The organism is Cyanobium gracile PCC 6307 (genome assembly GCF_000316515.1).
Classification (GTDB): Bacteria; Cyanobacteriota; Cyanobacteriia; order PCC-6307; family Cyanobiaceae; genus Cyanobium; species Cyanobium gracile.
Genome location: NC_019675.1, coordinates 2,960,689 through 2,987,155, shown reverse-complemented (window position 1 = coordinate 2,987,155; position 26,467 = coordinate 2,960,689). Strand labels below are relative to the sequence as shown.

Annotated in this window: 27 protein-coding genes; 10 read left to right on the top strand and 17 right to left on the bottom strand. The window is 68.0% G+C overall.

What is annotated here, in order from left to right:
• Positions 1-62: 62 nt before the first annotated feature.
• Positions 63-1,184 carry a baeRF11 domain-containing protein gene (locus CYAGR_RS14410; RefSeq protein WP_015110576.1) on the top strand — a complete coding sequence of 374 codons (1,122 nt, stop codon included), beginning with the start codon at positions 63-65 and terminating at the stop codon, positions 1,182-1,184.
• Between the two features lie 67 nt (positions 1,185-1,251).
• Here the strand turns inward: CYAGR_RS14410 and CYAGR_RS14405 are convergent, their stop codons facing one another.
• Positions 1,252-1,977 (bottom strand): oxygen-binding di-iron domain-containing protein, encoded by a 726-nt coding sequence (locus tag CYAGR_RS14405; RefSeq protein WP_015110575.1) that lies wholly within the window; start codon positions 1,975-1,977, stop codon positions 1,252-1,254.
• A 104-nt stretch (positions 1,978-2,081) separates the two neighbouring features.
• Here CYAGR_RS14405 and CYAGR_RS14400 point away from each other — a divergent pair, with 104 nt between their 5' ends.
• Positions 2,082-3,020: an IS481 family transposase gene (locus CYAGR_RS14400; protein WP_015110574.1), complete on the top strand. Its 939-nt coding sequence runs from the start codon at positions 2,082-2,084 to the stop codon at positions 3,018-3,020.
• Between the two features lie 762 nt (positions 3,021-3,782).
• Here CYAGR_RS14400 and CYAGR_RS18575 read toward each other — a convergent pair.
• The 4 genes from CYAGR_RS18575 to CYAGR_RS14390 form a co-directional block, all read right to left on the bottom strand.
• The gene (locus CYAGR_RS18575; protein ID WP_156818487.1) at positions 3,783-4,058 is read right to left on the bottom strand and encodes a hypothetical protein; all 276 of its coding nucleotides are present in this window, start codon (positions 4,056-4,058) and stop codon (positions 3,783-3,785) included.
• A 171-nt stretch (positions 4,059-4,229) separates the two neighbouring features.
• On the bottom strand, positions 4,230-5,354 hold the full coding sequence (locus CYAGR_RS18570) for a hypothetical protein (protein ID WP_015110571.1): 1,125 nt from the start codon (positions 5,352-5,354) through the stop codon (positions 4,230-4,232).
• A 1,130-nt stretch (positions 5,355-6,484) separates the two neighbouring features.
• Positions 6,485-7,543: an IS91 family transposase gene (locus CYAGR_RS14395; protein ID WP_015109140.1), complete on the bottom strand. Its 1,059-nt coding sequence runs from the start codon at positions 7,541-7,543 to the stop codon at positions 6,485-6,487.
• Positions 7,503-8,489: a tyrosine-type recombinase/integrase gene (locus CYAGR_RS14390; RefSeq protein WP_245552538.1), complete on the bottom strand. Its 987-nt coding sequence runs from the start codon at positions 8,487-8,489 to the stop codon at positions 7,503-7,505. The genes CYAGR_RS14395 and CYAGR_RS14390 overlap by 41 nt, the downstream gene beginning before the upstream one ends.
• Before the next feature lie 496 nt (positions 8,490-8,985).
• On the opposite strand from CYAGR_RS14390, the gene CYAGR_RS14385 reads away from it, so the two are divergent.
• Genes CYAGR_RS14385 through bioA form a run of 6 tightly spaced genes read left to right on the top strand, consistent with a single transcriptional unit; the run spans position 8,986 to position 13,791 of the window.
• Positions 8,986-10,248, top strand: coding sequence for an aminotransferase class I/II-fold pyridoxal phosphate-dependent enzyme (locus CYAGR_RS14385; protein ID WP_015110567.1), 1,263 nt, complete (start codon positions 8,986-8,988; stop codon positions 10,246-10,248).
• The gene (locus tag CYAGR_RS14380; protein WP_015110566.1) at positions 10,232-10,978 is read left to right on the top strand and encodes an alpha/beta fold hydrolase; all 747 of its coding nucleotides are present in this window, start codon (positions 10,232-10,234) and stop codon (positions 10,976-10,978) included. Before CYAGR_RS14385 ends, CYAGR_RS14380 begins: the two co-directional genes overlap by 17 nt.
• Positions 10,975-11,748 (top strand): methyltransferase domain-containing protein, encoded by a 774-nt coding sequence (locus tag CYAGR_RS14375; protein ID WP_015110565.1) that lies wholly within the window; start codon positions 10,975-10,977, stop codon positions 11,746-11,748. Before CYAGR_RS14380 ends, CYAGR_RS14375 begins: the two co-directional genes overlap by 4 nt.
• Entirely contained in the window at positions 11,745-12,368 is a 624-nt protein-coding gene (gene bioD, locus CYAGR_RS14370; protein ID WP_015110564.1) for a dethiobiotin synthase, read from the top strand. The genes CYAGR_RS14375 and bioD overlap by 4 nt, the downstream gene beginning before the upstream one ends.
• Positions 12,365-12,520: a hypothetical protein gene (locus CYAGR_RS18770; RefSeq protein ID WP_015110563.1), complete on the top strand. Its 156-nt coding sequence runs from the start codon at positions 12,365-12,367 to the stop codon at positions 12,518-12,520. The genes bioD and CYAGR_RS18770 overlap by 4 nt, the downstream gene beginning before the upstream one ends.
• Entirely contained in the window at positions 12,517-13,791 is a 1,275-nt protein-coding gene (bioA, locus tag CYAGR_RS14365; protein ID WP_015110562.1) for an adenosylmethionine--8-amino-7-oxononanoate transaminase, read from the top strand. Before CYAGR_RS18770 ends, bioA begins: the two co-directional genes overlap by 4 nt.
• A gap of 15 nt (positions 13,792-13,806) precedes the next feature.
• Here the strand turns inward: bioA and CYAGR_RS14360 are convergent, their stop codons facing one another.
• Together CYAGR_RS14360 and CYAGR_RS14355 are read right to left on the bottom strand one after the other, a co-directional pair.
• A complete protein-coding gene (locus CYAGR_RS14360) occupies positions 13,807-14,073 on the bottom strand; it encodes a DUF3143 domain-containing protein (protein ID WP_015110561.1) in 267 nt (88 codons plus the stop codon).
• Between the two features lie 23 nt (positions 14,074-14,096).
• The gene (locus CYAGR_RS14355; RefSeq protein WP_015110560.1) at positions 14,097-14,666 is read right to left on the bottom strand and encodes a J domain-containing protein; all 570 of its coding nucleotides are present in this window, start codon (positions 14,664-14,666) and stop codon (positions 14,097-14,099) included.
• Between the two features lie 71 nt (positions 14,667-14,737).
• On the opposite strand from CYAGR_RS14355, the gene CYAGR_RS14350 reads away from it, so the two are divergent.
• A complete protein-coding gene (locus CYAGR_RS14350; protein WP_015110559.1) occupies positions 14,738-15,517 on the top strand; it encodes a 16S rRNA (guanine(527)-N(7))-methyltransferase RsmG in 780 nt (259 codons plus the stop codon).
• On the opposite strand, the gene CYAGR_RS14345 is transcribed toward CYAGR_RS14350, so the two are convergent.
• From CYAGR_RS14345 to CYAGR_RS19435, 6 genes are all read right to left on the bottom strand, one after another.
• Entirely contained in the window at positions 15,514-16,701 is a 1,188-nt protein-coding gene (locus CYAGR_RS14345) for an aldo/keto reductase (protein WP_083891448.1), read from the bottom strand. The genes CYAGR_RS14350 and CYAGR_RS14345 overlap by 4 nt on opposite strands.
• 38 nt (positions 16,702-16,739) lie before the next feature.
• A complete protein-coding gene (locus CYAGR_RS14340; RefSeq protein ID WP_015110557.1) occupies positions 16,740-17,162 on the bottom strand; it encodes a ferredoxin in 423 nt (140 codons plus the stop codon).
• A 4-nt stretch (positions 17,163-17,166) separates the two neighbouring features.
• Positions 17,167-17,559: a DUF1257 domain-containing protein gene (locus tag CYAGR_RS14335; RefSeq protein ID WP_015110556.1), complete on the bottom strand. Its 393-nt coding sequence runs from the start codon at positions 17,557-17,559 to the stop codon at positions 17,167-17,169.
• Positions 17,560-17,587: 28 nt separating this feature from the next.
• Positions 17,588-17,803 (bottom strand): DUF2997 domain-containing protein, encoded by a 216-nt coding sequence (locus tag CYAGR_RS14330; RefSeq protein WP_015110555.1) that lies wholly within the window; start codon positions 17,801-17,803, stop codon positions 17,588-17,590.
• Between the two features lie 86 nt (positions 17,804-17,889).
• The gene (locus tag CYAGR_RS14325; RefSeq protein ID WP_015110554.1) at positions 17,890-18,690 is read right to left on the bottom strand and encodes a HEAT repeat domain-containing protein; all 801 of its coding nucleotides are present in this window, start codon (positions 18,688-18,690) and stop codon (positions 17,890-17,892) included.
• A 65-nt stretch (positions 18,691-18,755) separates the two neighbouring features.
• Positions 18,756-18,881, bottom strand: coding sequence for a hypothetical protein (locus CYAGR_RS19435; RefSeq protein WP_015110553.1), 126 nt, complete (start codon positions 18,879-18,881; stop codon positions 18,756-18,758).
• Between the two features lie 78 nt (positions 18,882-18,959).
• On the opposite strand from CYAGR_RS19435, the gene CYAGR_RS14320 reads away from it, so the two are divergent.
• Positions 18,960-20,240 carry an AmpG family muropeptide MFS transporter gene (locus tag CYAGR_RS14320; RefSeq protein ID WP_015110552.1) on the top strand — a complete coding sequence of 427 codons (1,281 nt, stop codon included), beginning with the start codon at positions 18,960-18,962 and terminating at the stop codon, positions 20,238-20,240.
• Here CYAGR_RS14320 and CYAGR_RS14315 read toward each other — a convergent pair.
• From CYAGR_RS14315 to CYAGR_RS14300, 4 genes are read right to left on the bottom strand one after another with little or no spacing between them, the layout of a single operon-like run.
• Positions 20,213-21,076, bottom strand: a complete 864-nt coding sequence (locus CYAGR_RS14315) for an alpha/beta hydrolase (protein ID WP_425386785.1) — start codon at positions 21,074-21,076, stop codon at positions 20,213-20,215. The genes CYAGR_RS14320 and CYAGR_RS14315 overlap by 28 nt on opposite strands.
• Positions 21,073-22,131: a dual-specificity RNA methyltransferase RlmN gene (gene rlmN / locus CYAGR_RS14310; protein ID WP_015110550.1), complete on the bottom strand. Its 1,059-nt coding sequence runs from the start codon at positions 22,129-22,131 to the stop codon at positions 21,073-21,075. Before rlmN ends, CYAGR_RS14315 begins: the two co-directional genes overlap by 4 nt.
• Positions 22,131-22,319, bottom strand: a complete 189-nt coding sequence (locus tag CYAGR_RS14305) for a chlorophyll a/b-binding protein (RefSeq protein ID WP_015110549.1) — start codon at positions 22,317-22,319, stop codon at positions 22,131-22,133. Before CYAGR_RS14305 ends, rlmN begins: the two co-directional genes overlap by 1 nt.
• Positions 22,312-26,421 carry a DNA-directed RNA polymerase subunit beta' gene (locus tag CYAGR_RS14300; RefSeq protein ID WP_015110548.1) on the bottom strand — a complete coding sequence of 1,370 codons (4,110 nt, stop codon included), beginning with the start codon at positions 26,419-26,421 and terminating at the stop codon, positions 22,312-22,314. The genes CYAGR_RS14305 and CYAGR_RS14300 overlap by 8 nt, the downstream gene beginning before the upstream one ends.
• Positions 26,422-26,467: the final 46 nt, after the last annotated feature.

The window sequence follows — 26,467 nt, the reverse complement described above, 5'->3', positions numbered from 1 at the left end:
CGATCCTATTGGGCCGTGTGCCCCGGGCCAGAGTGGCGTGGTCACCTGCGCACTCCTGGCCGATGCTCCACGTCGATCTGCCAAGCCGGGAGGAGCTCGCCGCCCTCGCCCGTCACATCCACGGGTCGAGCGTCTCGATCGTGCTGCCCACCACCCCGATCACCCCCGACACCGACGTGGACCGGCTGCGGTTCCGGGCCCTGGCGGAGGAGGCGGTCGGCCAACTGGAGGCCGCCTGCCAGGAGGGCTCAGCCGTGGAGGCCCTGCGGGAGTCCCTGGCCGATCTGGTCGACGACGATGGGTTCTGGCGTTTTCAGGCCCGTTCCCTGGTGGTCTACGCCACCCCCGGAACCCTGCGGACCTTCCGCCTGCCGACCACCGTCGAGCCGCTGGTGGCGGTCTCCGACCGGTTTCACCTCAAGCCCCTGCTGCGGGCCACCGCCTTCGGCAACAGCGGCTACGTGCTGGCGCTCGCCGAGGGAGGCGTGCGGCTGATCGAGGTGTCGGCCGATCTGCCGGCCAGCACGGTGAGGCTGGCGGATCTGCCGAAGGATGCGGCCGCGTCCGTCGGCAAGGCGAGCCTCAATGACCGCTCCCCCAGCGGCCGGCTCACTGGCTCGGAGGGCAAGAAGGTGCGCCTGCGGCAGTACGCCCGCCAGGTGAACCGGGCCCTGCGAGATCACCTCGCCGGTCAGAGCGTGCCGCTGGTGCTGGCGGCGGTGGAGAGCCTCGCGGCGATCTACCGCTCCGTGAACACCTACCCCCACCTGGTCGTCGCCACCATCGAGGGCAGCCCGGAGCACCGCGCCGACGACGAGCTCGCCCAGGCCGCCCGTCCGGTGTTCGACGCCCTGCATCAGCAGCGGCTGGTGGACTGGCGCAGCACGTTCGATCAGCGCCGCAACGCCGGCCGGGCCAGCACCGATCTCGCCCAGGTGGCCCGGGCGGCCACCTTCGAAGCGGTGGGCAGCCTCCTGGTGGACATTGACCGGGTGATCGACGGACGGATCGATGAGACGGACGGACGGATCTACGAGGCCGACGCCGCCGGAGCGGACAGCTACGGGGTGCTCGATGAGATCGCACGGCGGGTATTGCTCTCCGGGGGTGAGGTGCTGGGGGTGCGCCAGGGGGACCTTCCCGAGGGGGCACCCGTCGCCGCGATCCTCCGCTACGCCCTCTGACCACCGACCGGCAGGATTCGGACTGGGACGCTCCCTCCGCCGCGTCCCGGTAGGCCCCATCGCCCCATCACTCGGCCACGCACGCCTGCTTCATGGCGGCGGCGAGCTCGCTGAGCATCGGGCCGCCGGGGCCGGAATGGGAGGAGCCGTGCATCAGCGCCAGGGTCTGCGGTTGGAGGGCGGCAAGGCCGGCGAGCAGACCCTCGGTCTGGGGGGTGTAGGGCAGATAGCCGGCCAGGGGCCCCTGTTGCATCTGCTGCATGGCCGCCAGGGAGGGGCCGATCAGGTCGTGGGACACGAGCGGCGGCGGATTGCCGAAGTGGTGGAAGAGATCGGAGCAGAACAGGGTGCGGCGCGTTTCCTCGAACAGCAGGCCGGCGTCCCAGCCGTGGGGCAGGTGGGGCGTGGCCAGGAAACGGAAGCGATAGGTGCCGGTGGAGAGCACATCGGCGGGCGTCATGCCGCGGGCGGGCCGCAGGGCCACGTCGTCGACGCTGACGACCTTGCCAACGAACGTGCAGACGGGTTCGGCCTCGGGCGCGAGCTCCAGCCACTGGTTGAGGCCGCCCACCTCATCAGCCTCGAAATGACTCCAGGCCACATAGCGCAACTGGGCAGGATCGATCAGGGTGGCCACCGCGTCCCGAAGCAAAGGGAACATGCCCTTGAGGCCGGCGTGAAACAGCAGCGGCTGCTGATCGCGTACCAGAAAGTGGTTGAACTGCATGTCCAGTTCCGGCACATGGATCGAGAGCCGGAACAGATCGGGCGCTATTTCGGTGATGGTGGTCATGGAGGGAGGCTAAGTGTGTAGTCCCACCAGGTTGTTCAGCTGACGATTGGGTGTGAGGTCGCCAGGGTCGGGGTGTCACCGCCCGTCCCAAGACCTCACCCTCCATGCATAGCCACCCACTGGCCCGACTGACGCCGATCAGTCGGGAACGCCTGATTCGTCGGCACCTCGATGAAGGCGTGCCGCTCAAGGCCCTTGCGGCGCAAGCCTGGGTCAGCCTGCGCAGCGCTTACAAGTGGCTGGCGCGCTTCCGTGATGGTGGCGTGGCCGCACTGGCGGATCGACGGAGCGTGCGCCGCACTCAGCGGCGGACGCTCGATCCGCAGCAACTGCAGCAGGCTATGGACCTACGGCACCAGCGCTGCACGCTACGCCGCATCGCCAAGGCCCTCAAGGCGCCCCTCTCGACCGTCGGACGGGTGATGAACGCCCTAGGGCTGGGACGGCTCAAGAATCTGGAAACCAAGCCTCCTGTGCGGCGCTACCAGTGGGAGCGGCCCGGCGACATGATCCATGTCGACACCAAACAGCTGGCCCGTTTCGAGCGCATCGACCATCGGATCACCGGCGACCGTCGTCAAGGCTGTTCGCGTGGCGCCGGCTACGAGAAGGTGCACGTCGCCATCGATGACGCCACACGGCTGGCCTACGTCGAGGTCTTGCCTGACGAGCAGAAGGCGACCACGGTCGGCTTCTTGTGCCGTGCGGTGGGCTGGTTCAGCGATCAGGGCATCACCTGTCGCCGTGTCCTGTCGGATAACGGATCCTCCTATCGCTCTGGCGATTGGCGAAAAGCCTGTCAGGCACTGGGTCTGAAACCCATCCGCACCAAGCCCTACACCCCGCAGACCAACGGCAAGGCGGAGCGTTTCATCAAAACCCTCCTGGCGGAATGGGCCTACGTGATCGCCTACCAGACCTCAGAGGAACGCAACCGCTGGCTACCCCGCTATCTGGGCATCTATAACGGCAACAGATGCCACATGGCTCTCGGTGGCCTCAGCCCTCAGCAGTGCCTCCAGCGGCTGCTGATCGCTGAATGACCTGGTGAGAAAACACATCTAGACTGCCAGAGCTGACTAGGCTTGCGGTTAAGACACAAGCTCTTTTAAGATAATGTGAACGAGCTAGGTCTCTCGGCGGAAATACCTAACTTCTTCAAATTCTTCCATCTTGGTTTTGTTGAAATCTAACGCTCCAGATCAGAAGCGGGCAGAGCGCAACAGAATTGCAATCACCCTCCGCTCCCGTCTTCTGTATCTGGTTGTTGGACAGTTCCACTAGACGATGGAAAGAAGGCTGCACTTGCTATCTATCTGGCAAGAGCTTGGCTGATAAAAGCAGAAAGACTGACGCATTGTTAGACGCCCTTGCCACTGCCCAGTCTTGATGAGCTGCCTGTGCACGACTAACAGCAGCTACAACCTCAGCCCGTTTGAACGACAATGCAGTGTTGTAATCAGCTTTGTGTCGAAGCGATTGGAGGTCAACAAAGGCGTTGCACACGCTGATGAGCTCAGCCTCGACAGGTACCGTGAATAATGGACCAGGCCATGGAGGTGAGCTCTGCGATTGAGCCATGACCTTATTGGCCGCTTCCTTGATGGCTGTGTGTTGAAAGGATCTTGCAATGTATGGCTGCAATGCAACGTTGGTACTGATTCGGCGCGCTCCTTCGTCAATCAACAAGTGAAACACTGAATAATATGCCGCGGAAATAGCGCGTCTAAGTGACGCTTGCTTTGGCCTCATCGGATCCAAGGTGGCCAGTGTGCTGGATTGATCGAGAAGATCAGATGCGAGACTCACTCTTCACCTTCCTTCGAAAACGAGATCACTGTTGAAACCGGAAGATCTTTGGCTCTCTGTCGCACAGCAGTTGCAATACTATTTAAAAGCTTTCCCGTGTCTGCGCTTGGGTCTGCAATAGGGAATGAAGACAAGAGGCTAATCAACACTTGAATCTCGTCCTGCCCGTCCTCACTTGCACGGACTTGAGCGCGGATGGCTGAGACGTAATCTCGAAGATCAGAAAGGTCTTCTATTCTACTTTTTGATTCATCATCAAGCTTGTAGTTCATTGCAAAGTCTCGTTTTCCAAATTGTAGCAAGGCCTCATCGGCGTGTATGGATCGGGACCCGACGGCAGGGAACTAGTTGGCTCGGAAGCTGTCCAACGCTCCAGATCAGAAGCGGGTAGGTGCTGGCGGGCCGAGCAAAGTCTCTAAGCTCCCGACTTCTGAATCTGGATGTTAGATTCCCGGATTATTCTCTTTAGATTTTCCTGATGCTTCTTCAGGTAGATGGAGGATTGAATCCCCTTCAAGCTTTAGAAACTGTAAGGTTTTAGCTGCCGCTGCGATGTCTTTATAGTGCTTTTCCGAAAGCTCGTAATCATCTGAGTCCTCGCCCTCTCGATCTGCTTCATCCTGTACTGGGGCCTGCATTCGGATCTCAAAATTGAATCCGCAATCGATTCTGTTCGAAATTTTGTTAAGCGCATACTTGAGTTCTACCTTAAGCTCATTCTTCCTTCCATTATCGGCTGATCGATGGAATTCACTAATTAGGTGAGATGCAATTTCTTCTATACCCTTCCCCATCATGGCGTTGCTATGCTCTTCGATTCCCTTAAGATTCTTCTTTTCTAAGCCAAGACTTGAGAGCTCGGCTTGAATTTTTCTAATCTCTAGAAGCTTCTTGTAGAGCTCTAGTATACGTTCTAGACCAAGGGCGATGCAGGCACCTACTGCAGAAGCTGCCTCAAGAAAGACAGTCAGCTCCGAAGAGGATATTGTCTTGATAGCGAAACCAGGTCTTGACCCAGTTGCCAGCTCTGAAAAAACCCCAAAAATTTTGTTGAGCTCTTTCAATTCGTCGCCGAAAGTGCCGAGTTGATTATTCACAAAGTTGCGCGGCACCAAGATTCCAACCTCGCACTCACCAGGCTCAAGGTCCTCCCTGCCGACTCCCAAGGAATAGAACGAGCTTACAATCTGATCTATTGCCGTAGAAAACATCTGCAGTGTTTCTCTCAGCGATTGAAGCTCCGATTGGGCGACCGCAGGAGTGATCTGGTTTCGTTCGAATACATAATTGATTTGAAGCGCAAGATCTTGTCCGAGCAGACCAGTCAAACCTAGATCTGCCAACGACTCTCTCCATGCGGGGCTAAAATTGTTGCTTTCTGCGACATCAAGTGTCTTCAATAAGTCCTTGAGGCTATCGCTTGTCTCCTGTTGGTATTGTGGCTGGGATGGTTGGCTTACTTGATTTGCCAGGGCTTGGATAAGTCTGTCGAACTTGTTGAGTGTTTGAGATGAAGAAAGCTCTTTTTGCAGCGTCAAGGCGATGGCGTGAAGTCGTTCTGCGTTCATTCTGTTGGATAGCTCGATTACAGGATAAGCATAGACCTCGTAAAAGCAAGATATGTCGACGACCAATGAGAAGACCGCCAGAATCTAACGTTTGTCCTGAGAGGCACTGAGCAGCTTGCCCGGGTAGCGTACTCTCGATGGAAGAGTTAGATGCCATGGCTGTGACCCCTGCGGCGAGTTGGCGGCGGCGGCAGATGACTCTGAACCCAGGAATGCGCCTGAGACAACGAACTGAAGCGAACAAGCGTGAGCTCCTTCGCTGAGGGATCATGAGTAAGAAGCTCAAGTGTTGTGTTTGAAGAAGCACTGGTCTCTGCCATTACCCATGCAACGTACGTCTGAAAATCATTGAGGGAGAGAGACCTAATCCCGGCGCCGGAAAAGAACTCTTCGGCAAACACTGCCGCCTGAGCTCTGGTGGCATCGTTAGCAAGATCTGCTTCCAACCCGCAGTGGGCACCGAAGACTGCCCTAGTGCATATCTCATGGCGATAGATGTTCGTCCTGACGGACATCGTAGGCGGCTCGGTCCACGACACAAAGTGGCACTTGTCGTGCAGTATGCGCATATCGTCCCGAGCCAGCAGCTTCTTGCAGAGCACTAGGCGACGGGGCTTGTTCTTTTCGCTCAGGAGGTCGCGACTCGTGTACTTGAACTCAACCATCGCGAATCGATTGGCGTCAGTCAGCACATAGTCGGAACCCGCATCTCGGTCTTGCCCATCTACAGAGAAAGAGTGAAACGAGCATCCGTATTGCTGCGCTTTAGAGCGCATGAAAGAATTGAAGCTGTCAGCGAAGGATTGCTCATGCTGCATGAGAGATGGCTCCTACTAGCATCTAACGATTATGGATAGATCGTGCGCAGCCACGATCTTATCCGAAGTTGAACAAGCCTGCAACGATGGAGCCTGATGGCTTACTGCAGAAACATCCGGCCAGTTTTCAGGATATCTTTGGCTTTCTCCTGAGTGCAAATGCCTGCCGTTTGGGGCATCGTTGAACCTTGCCATGCCTCAGCCGAATCTAGAGCGCAGCTGAGCTGGCCGTTCAGTTCTCTGGAGCTGAACGGATCTGCTCAGTGTCTGCTGGCTACATTCAGGGATATCTTCCCAGCATTCTTGTCAGCCTCAGCACAGCAGCGGCGTCATCCCTCGTTCTCGCAGTGCGATGATGCGCATCTGTCCCTGGCACAGGGGGCAGAGCATAGGCGCTTTCTCGCGGGGAAGCTCTGGAATCGGCAATTCCACCCTGAGCAGCAATTGCACCCCTTGGATCAGTCGTTTGGCATTGCCATGCAGCAGGCCGTAATCCCGTACACGCCGGAAGCGTCTCGGCAGGACATGCCGCAGCAGCAGCCACAGAAACTCTCCGCCCGGTAGTGTGCGAACCTGGCGCGTTCCCTTGTTGTCCTGATAGCAGAAGCTGACTTTGCCCTCATGGTCGGCAATGATGTTCTTCTCCGGCAATACTCCACGGTAGAGGTAGCGCCCCAGATACACCAAGGCCTTTTCGCCCCTGCCCACCGATTTGCAGTTCACAATCCACTCTCTTGGCAGTGGAGTCTTGAGCCGCAAGCCCAGACGGCGCATCCCCTCGTACCATTTGGCGCGGAACACCCTCGCCAGGTTGCCGGCCGGGAACAGGTACCCTGCCACTTTGTCCCTCCACTGCCGTTTCTGCACGTTGATCGCACCTGCGGGCACAATCAGATGCACGTGGGGATGGTACTCAAGCCGCCGGTTGTGGGTGTGCAGAACGGCATGGGCGCCAATCTTCCCTCTCAGTTTCGGATCACGGCGGGCAAAGGAATCGATCGTTTCCCAGGCTGTTTTCAGCAGTAGATCATAGGCCAATCGTTGCTGCTGCCAGAAGATCTGCCTGAGTTCTGCAGGCACGGTGAAGGTGATCAGGAAGTACTCCACTGGCAGCAGCTTGGCCCGTTGTCGTTCGATCCACTGTTGACTTTCATGATGTTGGCAGTGTGGGCAACTGCGGTGTCCACAGGAATGGGGGATGCGGATGCTGTGCTCACAATCGGAGCATTGCAGCCGCATGACGTCACTGCCGCTCTGGCGGCAACGTCCCATCGCCTGCAGGGCCTGGCGGTGGCTTGGCAGCAGCTGATGGCCATGGCGGCGCTCCAGCTCACCCTGATAGCGCGCCACCAGATGGGAGAGGAGAAGCATCAGCCTTCCTCCAACGAAGCTGGAAGCCGCTCAGCAGCGTCTCGATCCGATCGCTGGTGTGATCGCGCACCACATGGGTGATGTGGGCGTAACGCGCTGTGGTGTTGCTGTTGCTGTGGCCGAGCAACGATTGGATCAGGCGTAGATCCATCCCTTGCTCCAGCAGGTGGGTGGCATAGGCATGGCGCAGGGAGTGCACTGTGAGCCGTTTCTCGATGCCACACTCCTTGCGGGCGGCCTTGAGCGCGGCCTGGACACCGCTGGCATCCATCGGTGCGCTCGCCATCCGGACGATGAACTGGCTTCCGGCCGGACTGGGGAAGAGCAGACGGGGGTGACGGTGGGTTGTCCAGAACCTGCGCAACGATTGGAGCGTGAGATCGGGGATGGGGACATAGCGATCCTTACCGCCTTTCGCATCGCGGAGGTGCACACGTCTTTGGCTGCCGTCAATGTCCGCCACCTCCAGTCCCAGGCCTTCACTGATTCGCAGACCCAGGCTGTAGACCGCCAGCAGGAAGATGCGATAACGCAACTTGCGTACCGTATTGATCAACGCATGCACTTCCTCTCGGGTGGGAATGTCCGGGAGAGTGCGTACACGGGGAGGGCGAATGATTTTGATCCACTCCATCTCGCGATCGAGCACATAGCGATGGAAGAACTGCAGGCTGCAGAGATCCACCTTGATTGTGCTCCATGAATACTGCTCCAGCAGAGCGGCAAAGTAGCTCTTTAACTCATCAGGGCTGAGATCATCGGGGCAACGACCAAAATGGCCGGCGACTCGCCGCAATGTTCGGCTGTAGCTATCAATTGTTTTGTCGCGCAAGCCATGCAGCTGCATGGCTTGCAGATTGGCATCAAACAGGCGATCAAAACGCTCCTGTTCTGCAGTATTCATCTCAGCAGCTTCCCAGCGGGAAGATGAAGGGGGAAAGCACATCCGAGGACGTGCATCCCTCAGTGTCTTCCCGACGGTCGCGCTCTCCTGTCGCTGCTCAAGACATGCTTGCAGTTCCGCGCCAGTGGCATGGCGCTAGAACCTTGGGCAGTCGGCTTGAAACTGAAGCAGTTCAGCTATGCTGTGGCTTGCAATCTGCCGCGTAGCGGCTTAGTTCAACGCTTATTGGGTGGTTTCCGAGAACCACGCCCCAGTCGCCTGTCCTTTCCGTGAACCACAAGTGCACCCCGAACACCGCGACGGCCAGAACATAGTCGGCCCATAGGGTATCCACCCCACTCAAGAAGAGCTCGCACATGGTTCTCGGAACCGAGAACCACCTGTATCCCGGGCTACACCTGTGCGGTGCACGTCGGCAGCTACACGGCCCACGCGGAGGCTCCAGGCCCACCTGAATCTCCCAACCACGCTCTGCCAAGAGTTCATCGACGGCCAGACCTCGCCTTCACACACCCCCATCCCAGACTGCCCCCTGTCATTGGTATGGGTCGCCCTGATCCCTCCTCCCCCCACCACCGAAGCCGGCGACCCCACCGCCCCCCAGCCCCCCTGGCGCCGGCAGCTGCGCGACGCCCTCGCGGCCCTGCCCCCCGCCCGCAGCCGCGCCCTGCGCACCCTGGAGCCCGCCCCCGACACGGCCTGCCTCCAGCCCGCACCCACCGGCGACGCGCTCCCCCTGCTGGATCTGGCCAGCAACGACTACCTCGGCCTCAGCCGTAACCCCGCCGTGCTCGCGGCCGCCGCGGCCGAACTGGCCGCCAGTGGTCTGGGGGCCGGCGCCTCCCGCCTGGTCACCGGCACCCGGCCCATCCACCAGCAGCTGGAGGAAGCCCTGGCCGCCTGGCTCGGCCGCGAGCGGGTGCTGCTCTTTCCCAGCGGCTTCCAGGCCAACCTCGCCGCCGTTTCGGCCCTGGCCGATCGCCACACCATGGTGCTCGCCGATCGGCTCATCCACCACTCCCTGCTGGTGGGCGTGCGAGCCAGCGGCGCCCGCCTGCAGCGCTTCGTCCACAACGACGTCGCAGACCTGAAACGCCGCCTGCTCGCCGCCCGGCGCGAACGGCCCGATGGCCAGCTGCTGGTGCTCTGCGAAAGCCTCTACAGCATGGAGGGCACCAGCGCGCCCGTCGCCGCCCTGGCGGCCCTCTGCCTCCGGCACGACGCGCCCCTGCTGGTGGATGAGGCCCACGCCCTCGGCGTGCTCGGCCCCGGCGGCCGCGGCCTCGCCCATGGCGTCGGCTCCGTGGCGATCGTGAGCGGCACCTTCGGCAAGGCCTTCGGCAGCGGTGGCGCCTTCCTCGCCGCTGACACCCTGGTGGGCGACTGGCTGCTGCAGAGCAGCGGCGCCTTCCGCTACACCACCGCCCTCGCCCCGCCGCTGGCGGCCGGTGCCCTGGCGGCCCTCGTTCACCTGCAGGCCACGCCATCGGTGGGCCTGGCCCTGGCGCAGCGGGCCGCCCGCTGGCGCGATGGCCTGGAAGCCGCGGGCTGGCCCCGGCCCCCCGGCGACGGGCCGATCCTGCCGTTGCTGCTCGGCGGCGACGCCGAGGCCCTGGCGGCCCAGCGGCGGCTGGAGGCGGCCGGCCTGCTCACCGTGGCGATCCGGCCGCCCAGCGTGCCGGAGGGCACCGCCAGGCTGCGGCTGGTGCTGCGCCAGGATCTCCCCACCGGCTCCCTCGAGCGGCTGCTGGCCGCGCTCGGGCCCGGCCCCCTCGCCCCCCGCCATGCCCTCGCCCCCTGAGGCCGCCCCGGCTTCGTCCCTGCAGGTGATCGCCATGCACGGCTGGGCCGGCGACGGCCTGGGCTGGGACCTGCTGCGCCAGGCCCTCGCCGCGCCGGGCTGGCACTGGCAGTGCGGCGAACGGGGCTACGGCGGCCGCACGCCCGCCCATCCCCAATGGGCCCCCGGCGGCCGGCGGCTGCTGATCGGCCATTCGATGGGCCCCCACCTGCTGCCCCCCTCGCTGCTTGAGCAGGCCGAGGCCGTGGTGCTGCTGGCCAGCTTCGCCCGCTTCCTGCCCCCGGGCCGCGAGGGGCGCCGCCTGCAGACCGCCCTCGCCGGCATGGCGGCCCAGCTCGCCGAAGGACCCGACGAAACCGACACGGCCCGCCGCGCCCAGCGGATGCTGCAGGCCTTCCTGGAGAAGGCGGCCTCCCCTGATCCCCCCGAGCTCCTGCCCTCGGGCCCCGCCAGCCAGCCGGTGGGGCCCGAGGGCCGGCGGCGGCTGCGCGACGACCTGGAGCGTCTGGCGGCCTGCGCCGATCTGCCGCCCGGCTTTCCCGAAGACGTACCGGTGCTGATCGTGGAGGCCGGCGCCGATCGAATCGTGGGGCCCGAGGCGCGCGCCCTGCTGCGCGAGCGCCTGCCCCACGCCGAGGTGCTCCACTTCGAAGGGGCGGGCCACTGCCTGCTGCAGGCGCCCCTGCCGAGCGAGCTGCGCCGCTGGATCACCGGCACCCTCGGCCCATGAGCGCCTTCCCCCTGCAGGTGGTCGGGGCCTTCGGCCGCCATGCCGCCGACTACGAGGGCCAGGCCGGCCTGCAGCGGGGCATCGCCTGGCGGCTCGCCCGCCTTTGCCGCGACCTGCCGGCCCCACCGCCCGGCGCCCCCCGGGCCGATCTGGGCGCCGGCAGCGGCCTGCTCAGCCGCGCCCTGCTGCACCACTGCCCCGGCCTCGCCGGCCGCCCGTTGCTGCAGCTCGATCTCTGCCCCGAGCTGCTGGCCCGCAATCCCCTGGCCACCGCCGGCCCGGAGCCGCTGGTGTGGGACCTCAACGGCGGCCTGCCCGCCGCCCTGGAGCCGGCGGGGCTGCTGGTGTCGAGCTTCGCGCTGCAGTGGCTGGAGGCGCCCGCCCAGGAACTGGAGCGCTGGGGGCGGGCCCTGGCCCCCGGCGGCTGGCTGGCGCTGGCGGTGCCCGTGCGCGGCAGCTTTCCCCAGTGGCACCAGGCTGCCGCCGCGGCCGGGGTGCCCTGCACCGCCCTGGAGCTGCCCGACGCCGACGAACTGATCGGCGCCCTGGACCGCGCCGGCCTGGCCACCACCCTCCAGCAACGGTTGCGCTTCAGCCGCCCGGCCGGCAACGGCCTGGCCACCCTGCGGCGCCTGCGTGATCTGGGTGCGGGCAGCAGCCGCACCGCGCCGCTGAGCCCCGCCCAGCTGCGCCGCCTGCTGCGCCACTGGCCCTGCGGTGCGGCAATCTCGTGGGACGTGCTGCTGCTGGTGGGCCGGAGGATCGCATGAGGCTGGTGGTCTGCGGCACCGACACCGACGTGGGCAAGACGGTGGTGAGCGCCCTGCTGGTGCAGGGGCTGGGGGCGACCTACTGGAAGCCGGTGCAGAGCGGCATGGAGGGGGGCGGCGACACGGGCCGGGTGCAGCAGCTGCTGGGGCTGCCGCCGGAGCGGGTGTGGCCGGAGGCCTACCGGCTCACGGCCCCCGTCTCCCCCCACTGGTCGGCGGAGCGGGACGGGATCACGATCGATCCGGCCCGGCTGGCCCTGCCGGCCGGGGACGGCCCCCTGGTGGTGGAGACGGCCGGCGGGCTGCTGGTGCCCCTGCGGCGCAACTGGCTGCAGATCGAGCAGATCGCCGTCTGGGGGCTGCCGGTGCTGCTGGTGGCCCGCAGCGGCCTGGGCACCCTCAACCACACCCTGCTGTCTCTGGAGGCCCTCTCCCGGCGTTCGATCCCCGTGCTCGGGCTGGTGCTCAACGGCGATCCCCACCCCGACAATCCCCGCACCCTGGAAGCCCTCGGCGGCGTGCCGGTGCTGGCGGAGCTGCCGCCCCTCGATCCCCTCGAGCGGGAGGGCCTGGAGCGGCAATGGCAGCGCAGTGGCCTGGCCCGTAGCCTGCAGCCATGAGCCGCAAGCATCTGCTCGTGACCGCTGCCGTGGCCGCGCTCTGTGCGGGCATCCTGGTGCTGTTCACCGACATCGAGACCAGCGTCACCCGCTGGGTGAACTGCGGGCCGCTGGCCACCGGGGGCGAACGCCGCTCGGAGGTCTGCCGCTGAATCGCCCCGGCTGGCATCCCCACCTCTGGCACCCCTTCACCCAGGTGGCCACCGCCGACCCGCCCCTGCGGGTGGTGCGCGGCGAGGGCGCCCTGCTGGAGCTGGAGGACGGCCGCCGGCTGATCGATGCCATCAGCAGCTGGTGGGTGACCCTGCACGGCCACGGCGAGCCCGCCATCGCCGAGGCCCTGGCCCGCCAGGCCCACACCCTGGAGCAGGTGGGCTTCTCCGATTTCCGCCACCCGGCCGCCGAGCAGCTGGCCGAGCGCCTGGCGGCCTGCAGCGGGCTGGAGCGGCTGTTCTTCTCCGACAACGGCTCCACGGCGGTGGAGGTGGCCCTCAAGATCGCCTGGCAGTGGTGGCGCAACCGGGGCGAACCGCGCCGGCAGCTGATCGCCTTCGACGGGGCGTATCACGGCGACACCTTCGGCGCCATGGCGGTGGGGGAGCGCTCCCTGTTCTCCGAGGCGTTCGAGCCGCTGCTGTTCGCCGTGGCCCGGGCCCCCTGGCCCGCCACCTGGTGGGGCGTCGAGGGGGTGGCGGCGCGGGAGACCGCCGCCCTGGAGCGGCTGGAGCAGCTGCTGGAGACGCCCACCGCGGCGGTGATCCTCGAACCATTGCTGCAGGGGGCCGGCGGCATGGCCCTGGTGCGGGAGGAGTTCCTGCGCAAGGTGGAGGCGCTGGTGCGCGCCAGCGGTGCCCTGCTGATCGCCGATGAGGTGATGACCGGCTTCGGCCGCAGCGGCCACCTGTTCGCCTGCCAGCGGGCCGGCATCCATCCGGACCTCATGGCCCTCTCCAAGGGGCTCACCGGCGGCTTCCTGCCCATGGGCGTCACCCTGGCCCGGGAGGCCATCTTCGAGGGCTTCATCGGCACCACCCCCGGCCTCACCCTCTTCCACGGCCACAGCTTCACCGCCAACCCCCTCGGTTGCGCCGCCGCCCTGGCCAGCCTGACCCTGCTGGAGGAGCGGCCGGAGCGCCACCAGGGGTTCGAGGCGCGCCACCGCCCCCACCTGGAGGCCCTGGCGCGCCACCCCCTGGTGCGGCGGCCGCGGCTGCTGGGCAGCGTCGCCGCCTTCGAGGTGGCCACCGACGCCCCCGGCTACCTGAATCCCCTCGGCCGCCGCCTGCAGCAACTGGCCCTGGAGCGGGGGGTGTTCCTGCGGCCCCTGGGGCAGGTGGTCTACCTGCTGCCGCCGCTCTGCATCGACGACGACCAGCTGGCCCGCTGCTACGCGGTGATCGAGAAAGCCCTCTCGAGCCTCTGAGCCGGCGCCCAGCGCTCAGGGTCCCGCCAGGATCGCCGCTTCCACGTCGGCCCGCGAGAGTCCATAGGGGAACTGGCGCGCCGTGGTGCGGCCCTCCTGGTGCCAGCTCACCCGCAGCTCCTCCACCTCCATCTCGATGCGGGCGCTCCACTCGGGGCGGTGCAGGTCCCAGTGGGCCACGTTGCTGCGCGACTGGCTGGCGCCCAGCTGGCGCAGCCAGGCCTCCAGGGCGGGCAGGGGGTGGTTGTAGAGGGGGGTAGGCGCGGGGGGCAGGGTCGCCATCGGATCGGCAGGGGAAGGGAGGATCAGGCGGCGGGCGGCTGGGGGAGCGGGGTGGGCGGCGAGGGGAGCGCCTGGGCCTCGCCGACAGGGGGCACCAGCTCGGCTGGAGCCACTGGGGCAGGGGCCAGCGGAGCCGGGGGCACCGAGGCCGCCTCCAGCTCCGACCACCAGCTGGGCCAGGCCATCAGTTCGGCACCGCGTGCCCAGGCCACCCCGAGCCCCAAGACCAGGCTGAGCACCAGGGCCACGGCCAGCAGCAGCAGGGCGAACCACTCGCCGCCGGACAGGGCCCGGCGCACCGGCACGGGCCGGACGACGGGCGCCGGTGCGGGCCGCAGCGGCGCTGGGGGGGCCGGCTGGGCCAGGGCGGCGTCATAGAGCCGTCGGGCGGCCGGGTCGCTCAGTACGGCGTAGGCCTGACGCAGCTGCCGGAAGGCCACCTCGGCCTCGCTCGCCGGCAGGGCGGTGGTGTCGGGGTGATAGCGCTTGCTGAGACCCCGGAACGCCTGCCGCAGCTCCTGATCGGTGGCGGTGGGCTGCAGCTGCAGCACCTGGTAGTGGGTGGGGGTGGAGGGCTTGGCTGTGGAGGACATGGTCCCTGCGGCGGCGATGGCAGCCTGCCCGGCGTGAGGGATCCTAGGGAGAAGCACCACTGCCGTAGCGGATGGCCGCCAGCCCCGACCCCAGCGCCCCTCCCGATGCCGGCCTCTGGCAGGCGCTCGGCTGGACCCCCACCGACGACCAGCTGGCGGCGCTGGTGGCCCTGCAGGAGCAGCTGCGGCTCTGGAACGGCCGGGTCAACCTCACCCGGCTGGTGGAGGGCGACGATTTCTGGATCGCCCAGGTGTTCGACAGCCTCTGGCCCTGGGTGCCCCTGCTCACGGCCCCGGGCGACGTTCCGGTCGGCCTGGAGCTGATCGATGTGGGCACCGGCGGCGGCTTCCCCGGCCTGGCCCTGGCGATCGCCCTGCCCACTGCCCGGATCACCCTGGTGGATTCGGTGGGTCGCAAGCTGGAGGCGGTGCGGGCCATGGCCCGCAGCCTGGGGCTGGACGAGGGGAGGCTGCGGCTGCGCTGCGAACGGGTCGAGCGCACCGGCCGCGCCCGCGACTGTCGGGGACGCTTCGATCGCGCCATGGCCCGCGCCGTGGCCAGCGCGCCGGTGGTGGCCGAATACCTGGTGCCCCTGCTCAAGCCCGACGGCCTGGCCCTGCTCTACCGGGGCCAGTGGGGCGCCGATGACCAGCGGGATCTGGAGGCGGCCGTGGCGGTCCTGCGGGCCAAGGTGGATCCCGTGCAGCGCTGCGACCTGCCGGCAGGCCGGGGGGTGCGCCACGGCCTCTGGCTGCGGCCGGCCGGTCCCTGTCCGGCCGCGTATCCCCGGGCCGTGGGGGTGCCCCAGAAGACGCCGATCGCGCCGGGGGCCATCACGCCAGGGGCCTAGGCCACCTGCAGCCGTTTCACCGCCTCGCCCCCCAGCCGCCCCCGCAGGCGCCGCAGCAGGTCGGGGATCTCGGCGGCCCAGGGGCTGGCCTGCAGCACCGCCAGCAGCTCGACCTCGCTGACGCTGCCGTCGAGGGCCTCGGCGTTCTCCCCCGGAAACCAGTGGCCCCCCTGGCCCAGCAGGCCGTAGCGGGCGCGGCCGTAGGCCTCCAGGTCCCAGGCCTCCAGCAGGTTGTGCAGCCAGAGCAGCACCGGCAGGTTGATCCGGCCGGGGGTGTCCTCCCAGGCGGGCAGACCCCGGTCCCAGCTGGCCAGCCAGTCGTCGCCGAGGGCCCGGCGGCGGGCCTCCTCGAGGCGGGCCAGGATCGGTGGCAGCAGCTCCCCGGCCCTGGGCAGCAGCGCCACCGCCTCCAGGTGCAGGTCCAGATCCTGCGGCGAGGCGGCACCGACGCTGATGGTGTGGATGCCGGGGGCCGACAGGCAGAACAGGTCGTTGAAGACGATCGGATGCAGCGGCGCGCAGAGCTCGCACAGGCGCTTGGAGGGGCTGTGCAGGTGGCCCCCCTTGTCGGTGGGGCTGATCACGAACACCCCCATGTCATGGGCGGTGGCGGCCTCGATCGCCGCCCGGTTGTCCTGGCGGATGAAGTACCAGTGCAGGTTGATGTAGTCGAACTGGTCGCTGGCGATCGCCTCCAGGATCAGGGGCAGCGGCGCATGGGTGGAGAAGCCCACGTGGCCGATCCGGCCCTCCTCCTGCCAGCGGCGGGCCACCGCCAGGCAACCGCCGGGCCGCAGGGTCTGATCGAGCAACTCCGGCGTGTTGACACCATGGATGGCCAGCAGATCAACCCGGCCCGCTTCGCCGTCTGGCCCCCCCTCGCCGTCCAGGCCCAGCCGCTCGAAGCTGGTGCGCAGGTCGGCCTCGAAGGCGGCCGGGTCGGCGGCCGGGGGCACCTTGGTCTGGAGGATCCGCCGGGGATCCGGCAGCCGGGGCAGCAGCCAGCCCAGCTGCCGTTCCGAGGTGCCGTAGTGGCGGGCCGTCTCAATGTGGTGCAGCCCCGCCGCCAGGGCGGCCTGCAGCGTGGCCTCGAGATTGGCCTGGCTGCCGGCCTCCACCGCCTCGGCCGGCAGGTCGCTCCAGCTCTGCTGGAAGCGCATTCCCCCCAGGGAGAGCACCGGCATCGCCAGTCCCGTGCGGCCGAAACGCCGGGTGGGGATGGTCACGGCGCTGGCGGGACGGGGCGGGGCAGGGTGCGGCGGCGGCGGCCGTGGGAGGGCAGCCCCAGGGGCTGGATCTCTTGGTCGTCGAGCTGGGCCCTCAGGGCCGGCAGCTGCTCGTAGGGCACCCAGTGGATGCAGTCCACCGGGCAGGTGTCGATCGCCTCCTGGATCCGCTCGGTGCTGTCGCCGTCCTGGCGCAGGGCCCGGGAGCGTCCCCAGTCGGGTTCCACCACGAAGGTGTTGCCGGCCACATGGGCGCAGTAGCGGCAGCCGATGCAGACGGCCTCATCAACCCAGACGGCCTGCTGACGCAGGGCCCCGCCCAGCACCGGCTCCCGGCCGGTGGCCGCCGACTCGGGGGCCACCGCGGTGCGGAAGGCGAGGGCGGGGTCGAGACCGGCGGCGGGACCCGTCGCGCTCACGGGATCAGGCGTCCCAGCGGGTCACCACCAGTTCGATGCTGCCGTCCTGGTGGTTGGTCTGCTCGCTCACCTGGAAACCCTCCTCGACGGTGCTGGCCAGGATGGTGCGCAGGGCATAGCGCTGGGTGAGCTTGGCCAGGAAGCGCTCCACCGGGATGGGCTGCTTCCAGAGCTCCAGGTCGGTGACGAGCTCGTAGCTGCCGCTGTCGGGGTTGAAGCGGAAGCCGATGTCGACGCCGTCGGCCTGGGGGATGGCGAGATCGGCGGTCACCGTCTGGCCGCGGTAGCCGCGCACCTGGCAGGTGCCCTCGGCCGGAGGGTGGCCCAGGTCGCGGAGGGCGTCCACCAGGGCCTGGCGATCGCGCAGCTCGGTCTTGACGGTGCTGAAGTGCGACATGGGACGAAAGGGAAGGGGGAGCGGGGGCTCAGGGGCCGTGGTGCTGGACGACCACCTGGGGGTCCTGGAGAACGAGGGGGGGCGTCTGGAACGCTTCCGAGGTGCTGCGTCGTTGCTGCACGCTGCCCAGCCGGGCCTCGATCCGCTCCGTCAGCTGGGAGCACCCCTCGCCCTGCACGCCCTCCACGAGTTCCTCCACGCGCCCGTCGGGGCGAATGCGGAAGCGGATGGTGCGTTGGGCCATCCCGGATGGGCTGCACAGGTGAGACCGGGATCTTAACCGCGATTTTCCGAGCTCGCGGCCGCCGGATGGCGCGGGCCCGCCGACCTTCAGCTGATCAGTCCCTCATCCACCAGGGTCTGCAGCCGTTCCAGCACCTCCGGCTGCTCCAGCTGCTCGAGGGCCATGCGGGCCTCGTCCCGGACGGTGGAGTCGCCGTCGTGCAGCATCGTATGCAGCAGGGCCTCCACCACGTCCCGCTGGCGCGGCTCCACCAGGTCGGTGTAGAGGCGCCCCAGCGACCAGGCGCAGTTGCTGCGCACCGCCGGCTCGCTGTCGATGCGGAGGCTCAGCAGCAGCTGGGCGGCGGCGGGGTCGGCCTTGGCCACGCCGGTGGCACCGGCATCGGCCAGGGAGCTGGCCGCCCACAGCCGCACCGCGGCGATGTCGAGCTCCAGGGCCCGCATCAGCGGGTTGAGCACCGGGGCCTCGGGATAGTTGCCAAGGCTCCAGGCCACCGCCTTGCGCACGTAGCCGTTGTCGTCGGCCGCCAGCAGGCCCAGCAGGGGTTCCACCGCCAGGGGGTGGGGGTTGCGGCCGAGGGCGTAGACGGCGCTCATCCGCACGATCGGGCAGCCGGCCTTGAGCAGCGGCAGCAGCAGGGGGATGGCGCGGGGGTCGCGGTGCTCACAGAAGATGCGCAGGCCCTGCAGGCGCTCCTCCCGTCCCCCCTTCAGCAGCTCGATGCCGAGGTCGCACTCGGCGGCCACGTCGGAGCTGGAGGGGGCGACGCTGTCGATCTCATCGAGGGGATCACCCAGGAGCTCCTGCGCCAGTTCCCGGGCCAGCACCTCCGGGTCGAGGGCCAGCGCGTGGGTGGTTTCGGGAAAGGGCAGGCCGTCGTCCGGCATGGAGCCATCCAGGTCAAGGCATCGTAAAAGCCGGGCGGGCGCCCGATCGGCCCGGGGCAGCCCGATCAGCCAAGCGGGGCGGGGGCGGCCATGTCGCCGGGTAGCCAGATGCGGGCGCTGACGGCGAACAGGGCCAGGGCGAACAGCAGCACGATGGCCACCGGCAGCAGCGTGGAGCGCAGGAAGGACATGGGGGGAACGGGACGGCGGGGCTGGCTGCATTGTGGTCCGACCGGCCGCCCCTAGGGTTCGGCGATCCGCGAGCGGCCATGGCCAGCCCTGCCTCCAGCAGTGTCCGCCCCTGGCGTCGCCTCCTGGCGGTGGCCGCCGAGGGGGTCGCCAGCGGCACCCCCTACATGGTGGGCACCAAGCTGCTGCAGGGCTGGCTCACCGCCAGCCAGATCCCTCTCGGCCTGATCGGCCTGCTCGGCCTGGCGGAGCTGCCCTACACGCTCAAGATGGTCTGGGCGCCGGCCCTCGACCGCTGGCCCCTGCCCTGGCCGGACCGCCGCCGCGGCTGGCTGCTGGTGCTGCAGCTCACCCTGGTGGCGGTGATCGGGGCCATGGCCCTGCTGCGGCCCTCCACCGATCCGGCCAGCCTCACGGCGATCGGGGCGATGGCGGTGCTGCTGGCGGTGGTCAGCGCCACCCAGGACATCGCCGTCGATGCCTATCGCACCGACCTGCTGCCCGACCTGGAGCGGGGCGCCGGGGCCGCCGCCTCCAACCTGGGCTACCGCACGGCGATGCTGGCGGTGGGGGCCGGCGGCTTTATCCTGGCCGGCCGCTTCGACTGGCCCCTGGCCTTCCTGTTCTCGGCCCTGCTGATGCTCGTGGTGGTGCCCTTCACCCTCACGGCGCCGCGGCTGGCACCCCTGGCGGTGCCGGTGAGCAGCCTGCGGCAGGCGGTGCTGGGGCCGGCGCGGGAGTTCCTGCACCGCAGCGGCGGCCCCCGGGCCGTGGCCCTGCTCACCCTGGTGCTGCTCTACCGCTGGCCCGACGGGCTGCTGGGCCTGATGGCGGTGCCGTTCCTGATCCAGAAGGGCTTCAGCCCGGAGGTGGTGGGGTCGGTGCTGGCGGGCTGGGGCATCGGCGCCACCATCGTCGGCACGGTGCTGGGGGGCGTGCTGTTCGGCCGGCTGGGCATGAACCGCTCCCTCTGGCTGTTCGCCCTGGTGGGGGCGGCGGGCAACCTGGCCTACTGGGGTCTGGCCCGCTTCGACGGCGGCATGCCGGCCCTGCTGATGGCGGTGGCCCTGGAGAACATCGGCGGCGGCATGGTGGGCGCCGCCTTCGTGGCGCTGCTGATGAGCCTCTGCAACCCCCGCTTCTCCGCCACCCAGTACGCCCTTCTCTCGGGGGTCTATGCCCTGAGCCGCTCCCTGCTGGCCGCCCCGGCCGGCCTGGTGGCCGAGCGCCTGGGCTGGCCGAGTTTCTTCCTGGCCACCACCGCCGCGGCCCTGCCGGCCTTCCTGCTGATGCTGCGGCTCACCCCCTGGAACGGCCAGGGGGTCCGCGGCGCCTACGAGGCGGGGCGCGACGGCGGCTGAGGGCTTTCCCCCGGGGCTTCCCCGGAGGGATCGGGCCTGAGGAACCCCTGCAGCAGAGGCAGGTACCGGGGGGAGTCCTCCACGGCGTTGTGCCCCTCCACCGGCAGCACCACAAGGGACGCCACCCCTGGCCGGAAGCTGGAGAGCAGGGCGTCGGTGTTGGCGCGGGGGATCACCTCGTCCCGTTCGGCGGCGATCAGCAGGGTGGGCGTCCCGATCCGGGGAGCCGCCGCGGCGGAGCGGTACTTGTCCTGCAGCAGCAGTCCCACCGGCACCAGGGGATAGTGGCGGGCCGCCACCGCCTCGATGCTGTCGAACGGCGTCACCAGCACCAGCCGGTCGACGGGCCGATGGGCCGCCAGGTGCACCGCCACGGCGCTGCCCAGGCTGCGGCCGACCACGGCGATCTGCCCGTGGTCGGGCCTGACCCGGTCGAACAGGGCGAGGGCATCGGCGAACAGGGCCCGCTCCGAGGGCTGGCCGCTGCTGCCGCCGTAGCCCCGGTAGTGCAGCAGGTACAAGGCGTGGTCCGGGAACGCCGCCTCCAGCCGGGGCAGCTGCCACGCCACGTCCTCGGCGTTGCCGCCGAAGTACAGCAGCGCCTTCGGGCCGGGACGGCGGCGGACGGTCACCAGCACCCGGGCCCCCGGCGGGCCGCCTGTGATCGGCAGGGCCAGCAGCTCGCCGGGCGCATCGGCGGCGCGGGGCTGAGGGAAATAGAGCAGGGAACGCTGGCGCAGGAACAGCAGGCCGCACAGGGCCCCGTAGGCCAGGGCGCCGGCCAGAAGGACCGCCAGGGCCGGGAGAGCGCGCGGCGGGATCGACAAGGCCCTCACCCCGCCGGGGCGTCCATCAGCCGGCGGCGCAGCTGGCCGCAGGCGGCGTCCTGGTCGAGGCCGCGGCTGGCCCGCACGCTCACGGCGATGTGGCGCCGCTGCAGCTGGGTGCGGAAGGCCTCCACCGCCTCCGGGGCGGGGCGCCGGAAGTCCTCCTCGGCGATCGGGTTGTAGGCGATCAGGTTGACGTGGCTCTGGAAGCCCCGCAGCAGGCGGGCGAGGGCATCGGCCTGGCGGGGGTGGTCGTTGACGCCCCCCAGCAGGATGTATTCGAAGCTCACCCGCCGGCCGGTGATCGCCACGTAATGGCGGCAGTCGTCCAGCAGGGCCTCCAGCGGGTAGGCCTGGGCGGTGGGGATCAGCTCTTCCCGCAGGCGCTGGTCGGGGGCATGGAGGCTCACGGCGAGGGTGAACTGGGCCCGGCCGAGCCGCTCGAGGGCCCGCTCCGCCAGGGTGGGCAGCGTGCGGGGCACCCCCACCGTGCTGACGGTGATCTGGCGCTGGGCCATACCCAGGTCGGTGCAGAGGCAGGCGATGGCCTCCAGCACCGCTTCGGTGTTCAGGAGGGGTTCGCCCATGCCCATGAACACCACATGGGAGGGGCGCCGGTCCATGGCCTCACGGATGCTGAGCACCTGGTCGACGATCTCGTGCACCGCCAGGGAGCGCTGCAGGCCCCCCTTGCCGGTGGCGCAGAAGCGGCAGGCCATGGGGCAGCCCACCTGGCTGCTGACGCAGACCGTGAGCCGGTCGCCGCTGGGGATGCCGACGGTCTCGAGGCTGAGGCCATCGGCGGTGGCCAGCAGCAGCTTGGTGGTGCCGTCCCGGGCGTCGCTGCGGTGCAGGAGGGCCGAGCGGCCGATGCCGGTACCCGCCGCCGCCAGCCCCTCGCGCCAGGCCTTGGGCAGCACCGTGATCGCCTCGAGGCTGCGGGCCCCCCGGCTGTAGATCCAGTCGTGCAGCTGCCGGCCGCGGAAGGCCGGCTGACCCTGGTCACCGGCCCAGGACTCCAGGGCCGCCTGACCCATCCCCAACAGCGGGGGAGGCCCGGCCATCAGGGCCAGATCAGCAGGCCGTGGCCCAGTTTCCACTCCACCGCCAGCAGGGCGATGAAGCCGAGCATGGCCACCCGGCCGTTGAGGCGCTCGGTGTGGGTGTGGAAGCCGAAGCGCGGCAGCCGGCGCACCGGCACAGGGGTGGGCCTGGACGGGGCCCTAGGGGTGGCGAGGGCGGGATCAGTCATCGCTGAGCAGCCCCTCCTCCTGCAGGCCCTCGAGGGCCGCCGGATCGGCGATCAGCTCCTCCTCCAGGCCCTCCTCGGCGGTGGGACGGGCGAAGGCAGCGAAGCCGCTGGCGGCCGCCTCGATGCCGTGGCGGCTGCGGGTGGCCTCCAGATCCTCCTCGGAGGGATCATCCAGCACGGCGGCGGTGGCGGCCGGAGCCGGCATCTCGACGGTGTAGTCGGGACGCAGGTTCTGGTTGCGGCGGTAGCCGGCGGCCTCCTCCTCGAGGATGTCCGGGTGGGGTCCGGCCTCGGCGCGCAGCTCCTCCTCGAAGCCCCCGAAACCGGTGCCGGCGGGGATCAGGCGGCCGATGATCACGTTCTCCTTGAGGCCCCGCAGCCAGTCGCTCTTGCCCTCGATGGCCGCTTCGGTCAGCACCCGGGTGGTCTCCTGGAAGGAGGCCGCCGAGATGAACGAGTCGGTGTTCAGCGAGGCCTTGGTGATGCCCAGCAGCACGGGGGTGAACTCGGCGGGAGCGCCGCCGGTGACGCCCATGGCGGAGTTCACCTGCTCCACCTGACGCAGCTCGATCAGCTCACCGGGGAGCAGCGTGGTGTCGCCGGCATCCTCGATGCGGACCTTGCTGGTCATCTGGCGCACGATCACCTCGATGTGCTTGTCGCTGATCGAGACCCCCTGCGATTTGTAGACGTTCTGCACCTCCGTCACCATGCGGAACTGCAGCTTGGAGATCGCCTCCTGGGCCGCCTCCATGGTGGGCTTGCGGCTGCGCAGGTCCTCGAAGAAGCAGTCGAGCAGCTCGTGGGGGTTGATGGGACCGTCGGTGAGCATCTCGCCGGCGCTCACCTGCTGGCCATCGGAGACCATCACGTTGCGGCCCAGCAGGATCGGGTACTCGGTGATGACATCGTCGGTCTCGATCACCGACACGGTGATCGAATCGTCGTCCTCGCCCTGTTTGATCTGCACGGTGCCGCTCTTGCGGCAGAGCACCGCCGATTCCCGCGGGCGGCGGGCCTCGAGCAGTTCCTCGATCCGGGGCAGACCCTGGACGATGTCGCCGGTCTTCTGGCGCTCGAACACCAGCAGCGCCAGGCCATCACCGCGCTGGACAAGTTCGCCGTCGCGGACGTGGAGCACCGAATCGGGCGACACCATGTAGGGACGGCCGAGGCGGATGGTGAGGGTCTGGCCGTCGATGGCCTCCACCTGGCCGCAGCAGGGGGAGATCACCCCGTCAGCGAGCACATCACCGTCGACGATGCGATCGCCCACCGCCACCGTCGGGACGGCCGCGCCGAGATCCAGGCTGCGGGTATCGTCGGCCCGCTCGACGATCAGACGGCGGATCGGTTCGCCGGGGACGGGATCGGGCAGCTGCACCACCCCGTCCTCCTTGCAGAGGATCTGGGTGGTGGCGACCACGTCGCCCCGCTTGACGGTGATGCCGTCCTCCACCTGCAGCTCGGTGTGGGTGGAGCCGTGGCTGGCGTCGGAGAGGGTATCGCGGCGGACCAGCAGGGTTTCCAGGATCACCAGCTGCAGGCGCTCGATGGTCTTGGCCCGCTTGTCGGCCACCGCCTCCACATCCACCGTCATCTGGGGGGTGGTGTCGAAGGTTTCCAGGATCAGCTGGGTGCGCAGCAGTTCCACCCCTTCCACCGACTTGATCAGCTCGCCGTCCTTGAAGGTGAGGCGCTGGGTGGCCTTGAGGCCGAGGGACGGACCGCCGGTCTGCTTGACCGTGGACAGTTCGGGCAGGTGGGCGGCATCGGGGATGGCGTACTCCTCAACGGGCCGCAGCAGCAGGGCGCCGCCCTCGGGGGTGTCCACCTTCTCGACGAACTTCATCGCCTCGGCCTTGAGGCCGGGGGCGATCTCCTCGCCGGGATTGACCATCTTTCCGTCCTCGCCATAGCGGGCCAGCACCTTGGCGTCGGAGACCAGGTGCAGCTCACCGGAGCGCACGATGATCTCCCGCAGGATGTCGTTCTTCTGGGTGACGGTGACGATGCCAGCGGTCTGGCTGAAGATGTCCTTGACCACCTCGGTGCCGGCCTCGATCCACTGGCCGTCCTCGATCATCAGCAGGGAGATGTCCTTGTTGATCTCGTGGGTTTCCTGGGGGATCCACAGCAGGGTGCCGCCCTTGCTCACCTCGAAGCCGTGCTTGGCGGAGCGGGCCTTCTTGATCGAGAGGCCGGGGGCGAACTTCACCATGCCGCCGGTCTGGGTGCGGAAGCGGTCGTCGGTGAGTTCGGCGATCACCTCTCCAGCGCCGATCTTGGTGCCGGGCTGGGTCTTGACCAGGTAGCGGGTGTTGTCCTTGCCCTCCAGGTGCCAGCTCTCGCCGGTGTGGCTGGATTCGCCCACCAGCTTGCAGTCCTTGAGGGTGAGGCTGGCGGTGACGATCTGCACCTCGCGGGAATCGCCGGTGGACTCCCGCAGCCGCACGGCGCCGCCGTATTCGCTCTGCAGGCGGCTTTCGGCCAGCACGTCGCCGGTGGTCACCGGCTTGTCGGTCTCGACGACGGGCAGGGCGTTGGGCGGCAGGTTGTAGACGTCACCGCTGAACACCCAGAGGCGGCCGAGGCGCTGGGCCTTGTGGGTGATGTTGCCCTGGCGGTCGGTGACCTCCCGGGGCTGGATCACGTCCTCAAAGCGCACCTGGCCGGCCAGGTCGCAGATGACGTCCTTCGTGGCCTTCTCGACGCTCTTCTTCACCGCCGAGCCCGAGGAGATCTGGGCCAGGATGATGTCGTGGGCGACGGGATCGCCATCGGCAACGAACAGGATCGAGCCGTTGGTGATGTCGATCTTCTGCACCTTGCCCTTGCCCGAGGGCTTGAGGGTGAGGGTGAAATCGGTTTCGGCCAGCTTGGCCTCAACGCCATGGGGGGTGCGGTGGTCGCGCACGCGGGCCTTGGGCCCGAATTCCACCACCCCATCCACCAGGGAGCGCACCACGCCGGTCTCGGCCGTGGACACACCACCGGTGTGGAAGGTGCGCATGGTGAGCTGGGTGCCCGGTTCACCGATGGACTGGGCGGCGATGATGCCGACGGCTTCGCCGAGGTCGACCAGTTCGTTGTGGGCCAGGGCCCAGCCGTAGCACTTGCGGCAGACCGAACGGGAGGCCTCGCAGGTGAGGGGGGAGCGCACCATCACGGTGGCGATCGCCGCCTTCTCGATGGCGGCCGAGATCGCCGGGTCGATCTCGCCGTTGCGGTCGACGATGACGACGCCGTCGCTGTCGACGACGGGCTGGGCCGCCAGACGGCCCACCAGCTTGGTGCCGAAGCGGCCCCGCTCATCGGCGTTGATGGGGATGAAGCGGTGGGTGCCGCAATCCTCTTCCCGCACGATCACATCCTGGGCCACATCCACCAGACGGCGGGTGAGGTAGCCGGAGTCGGCGGTGCGCAGGGCGGTGTCCACCAGGCCCTTGCGGGCGCCGTAGGAGGAGATCACGTACTCGGTGACCGTGAGCCCCTCACGGAAGTTGGTGCGGATCGGCAGGTCGATGATCTCCCCCTGGGGGTTGGCCATCAGGCCGCGCATGCCCACCAGCTGACGCACCTGGGACATGTTCCCCCGGGCGCCGGAGTTGGCCATCATCCACACCGAGTTGAGTGGATCGTTGTCGTTGAAGTTGCGGCGCACGGCTGCCACCAGCCGCTCGTTGGTCTCGGTCCAGGTGTCGATCACCTTGGTGTGGCGTTCCACCTCGGTGATCTCACCGAGCCGGTAGCGCTCCTCGGTGGCCGTGATCTGCTCCTCGGCCTCCTCCAGCAGCACGGCCTTATCACCGGGGATGCGCAGGTCGTCGACCGAGATCGAGACCGCCGCCTGGGTGGCGTAGTGGAAGCCCAGGTCCTTCAGCTCGTCGGCCATCGCCGCGGTGGCCGCGGTGCCGTGGTGCTTGTAGGCCCAGGACACCAGGTTGCGCAGCGCCTTCTTGTCGATGATCCGGTTGCGGAACGGCGGCGCCTGCTTGCTGAGGGCCGAGGCGGCCGCTGCCGCGGCGGCATTGGCGGCCGCGAGGTCGGCGGCGGCCTTGGCGCTCTTCTTGCTGATCTTCTTGGCGGGGGTGGCGGTCATGGCGGCGCGCGATGGAGAAGGCTGGAGGAAATCGGAAGACACAGGG

Excerpts from the sequence above, each read along its gene's own strand:
- CYAGR_RS14410 (WP_015110576.1), top strand. The coding sequence starts at position 63 with ATGCTCCACGTCGATCTGCCAAGCCGGGAGGAGCTCGCCGCCCTCGCC.
- CYAGR_RS14405 (WP_015110575.1), bottom strand. The coding sequence starts at position 1,977 with ATGACCACCATCACCGAAATAGCGCCCGATCTGTTCCGGCTCTCGATC.
- CYAGR_RS14400 (WP_015110574.1), top strand. The coding sequence starts at position 2,082 with ATGCATAGCCACCCACTGGCCCGACTGACGCCGATCAGTCGGGAACGC.
- CYAGR_RS18575 (WP_156818487.1), bottom strand. The coding sequence starts at position 4,058 with ATGAACTACAAGCTTGATGATGAATCAAAAAGTAGAATAGAAGACCTT.
- CYAGR_RS18570 (WP_015110571.1), bottom strand. The coding sequence starts at position 5,354 with ATGAACGCAGAACGACTTCACGCCATCGCCTTGACGCTGCAAAAAGAG.
- CYAGR_RS14395 (WP_015109140.1), bottom strand. The coding sequence starts at position 7,543 with ATGCTTCTCCTCTCCCATCTGGTGGCGCGCTATCAGGGTGAGCTGGAG.
- CYAGR_RS14390 (WP_245552538.1), bottom strand. The coding sequence starts at position 8,489 with ATGTGCTTTCCCCCTTCATCTTCCCGCTGGGAAGCTGCTGAGATGAAT.
- CYAGR_RS14380 (WP_015110566.1), top strand. The coding sequence starts at position 10,232 with ATGCCCTCGCCCCCTGAGGCCGCCCCGGCTTCGTCCCTGCAGGTGATC.
- CYAGR_RS14375 (WP_015110565.1), top strand. The coding sequence starts at position 10,975 with ATGAGCGCCTTCCCCCTGCAGGTGGTCGGGGCCTTCGGCCGCCATGCC.
- bioD (WP_015110564.1), top strand. The coding sequence starts at position 11,745 with ATGAGGCTGGTGGTCTGCGGCACCGACACCGACGTGGGCAAGACGGTG.
- CYAGR_RS18770 (WP_015110563.1), top strand. The coding sequence starts at position 12,365 with ATGAGCCGCAAGCATCTGCTCGTGACCGCTGCCGTGGCCGCGCTCTGT.
- CYAGR_RS14360 (WP_015110561.1), bottom strand. The coding sequence starts at position 14,073 with ATGGCGACCCTGCCCCCCGCGCCTACCCCCCTCTACAACCACCCCCTG.
- CYAGR_RS14355 (WP_015110560.1), bottom strand. The coding sequence starts at position 14,666 with ATGTCCTCCACAGCCAAGCCCTCCACCCCCACCCACTACCAGGTGCTG.
- CYAGR_RS14350 (WP_015110559.1), top strand. The coding sequence starts at position 14,738 with ATGGCCGCCAGCCCCGACCCCAGCGCCCCTCCCGATGCCGGCCTCTGG.
- CYAGR_RS14345 (WP_083891448.1), bottom strand. The coding sequence starts at position 16,701 with ATGCCGGTGCTCTCCCTGGGGGGAATGCGCTTCCAGCAGAGCTGGAGC.
- CYAGR_RS14335 (WP_015110556.1), bottom strand. The coding sequence starts at position 17,559 with ATGTCGCACTTCAGCACCGTCAAGACCGAGCTGCGCGATCGCCAGGCC.
- CYAGR_RS14330 (WP_015110555.1), bottom strand. The coding sequence starts at position 17,803 with ATGGCCCAACGCACCATCCGCTTCCGCATTCGCCCCGACGGGCGCGTG.
- CYAGR_RS14325 (WP_015110554.1), bottom strand. The coding sequence starts at position 18,690 with ATGCCGGACGACGGCCTGCCCTTTCCCGAAACCACCCACGCGCTGGCC.
- CYAGR_RS19435 (WP_015110553.1), bottom strand. The coding sequence starts at position 18,881 with ATGTCCTTCCTGCGCTCCACGCTGCTGCCGGTGGCCATCGTGCTGCTG.
- CYAGR_RS14320 (WP_015110552.1), top strand. The coding sequence starts at position 18,960 with ATGGCCAGCCCTGCCTCCAGCAGTGTCCGCCCCTGGCGTCGCCTCCTG.
- rlmN (WP_015110550.1), bottom strand. The coding sequence starts at position 22,131 with ATGGCCGGGCCTCCCCCGCTGTTGGGGATGGGTCAGGCGGCCCTGGAG.
- CYAGR_RS14305 (WP_015110549.1), bottom strand. The coding sequence starts at position 22,319 with ATGACTGATCCCGCCCTCGCCACCCCTAGGGCCCCGTCCAGGCCCACC.
- CYAGR_RS14300 (WP_015110548.1), bottom strand. The coding sequence starts at position 26,421 with ATGACCGCCACCCCCGCCAAGAAGATCAGCAAGAAGAGCGCCAAGGCC.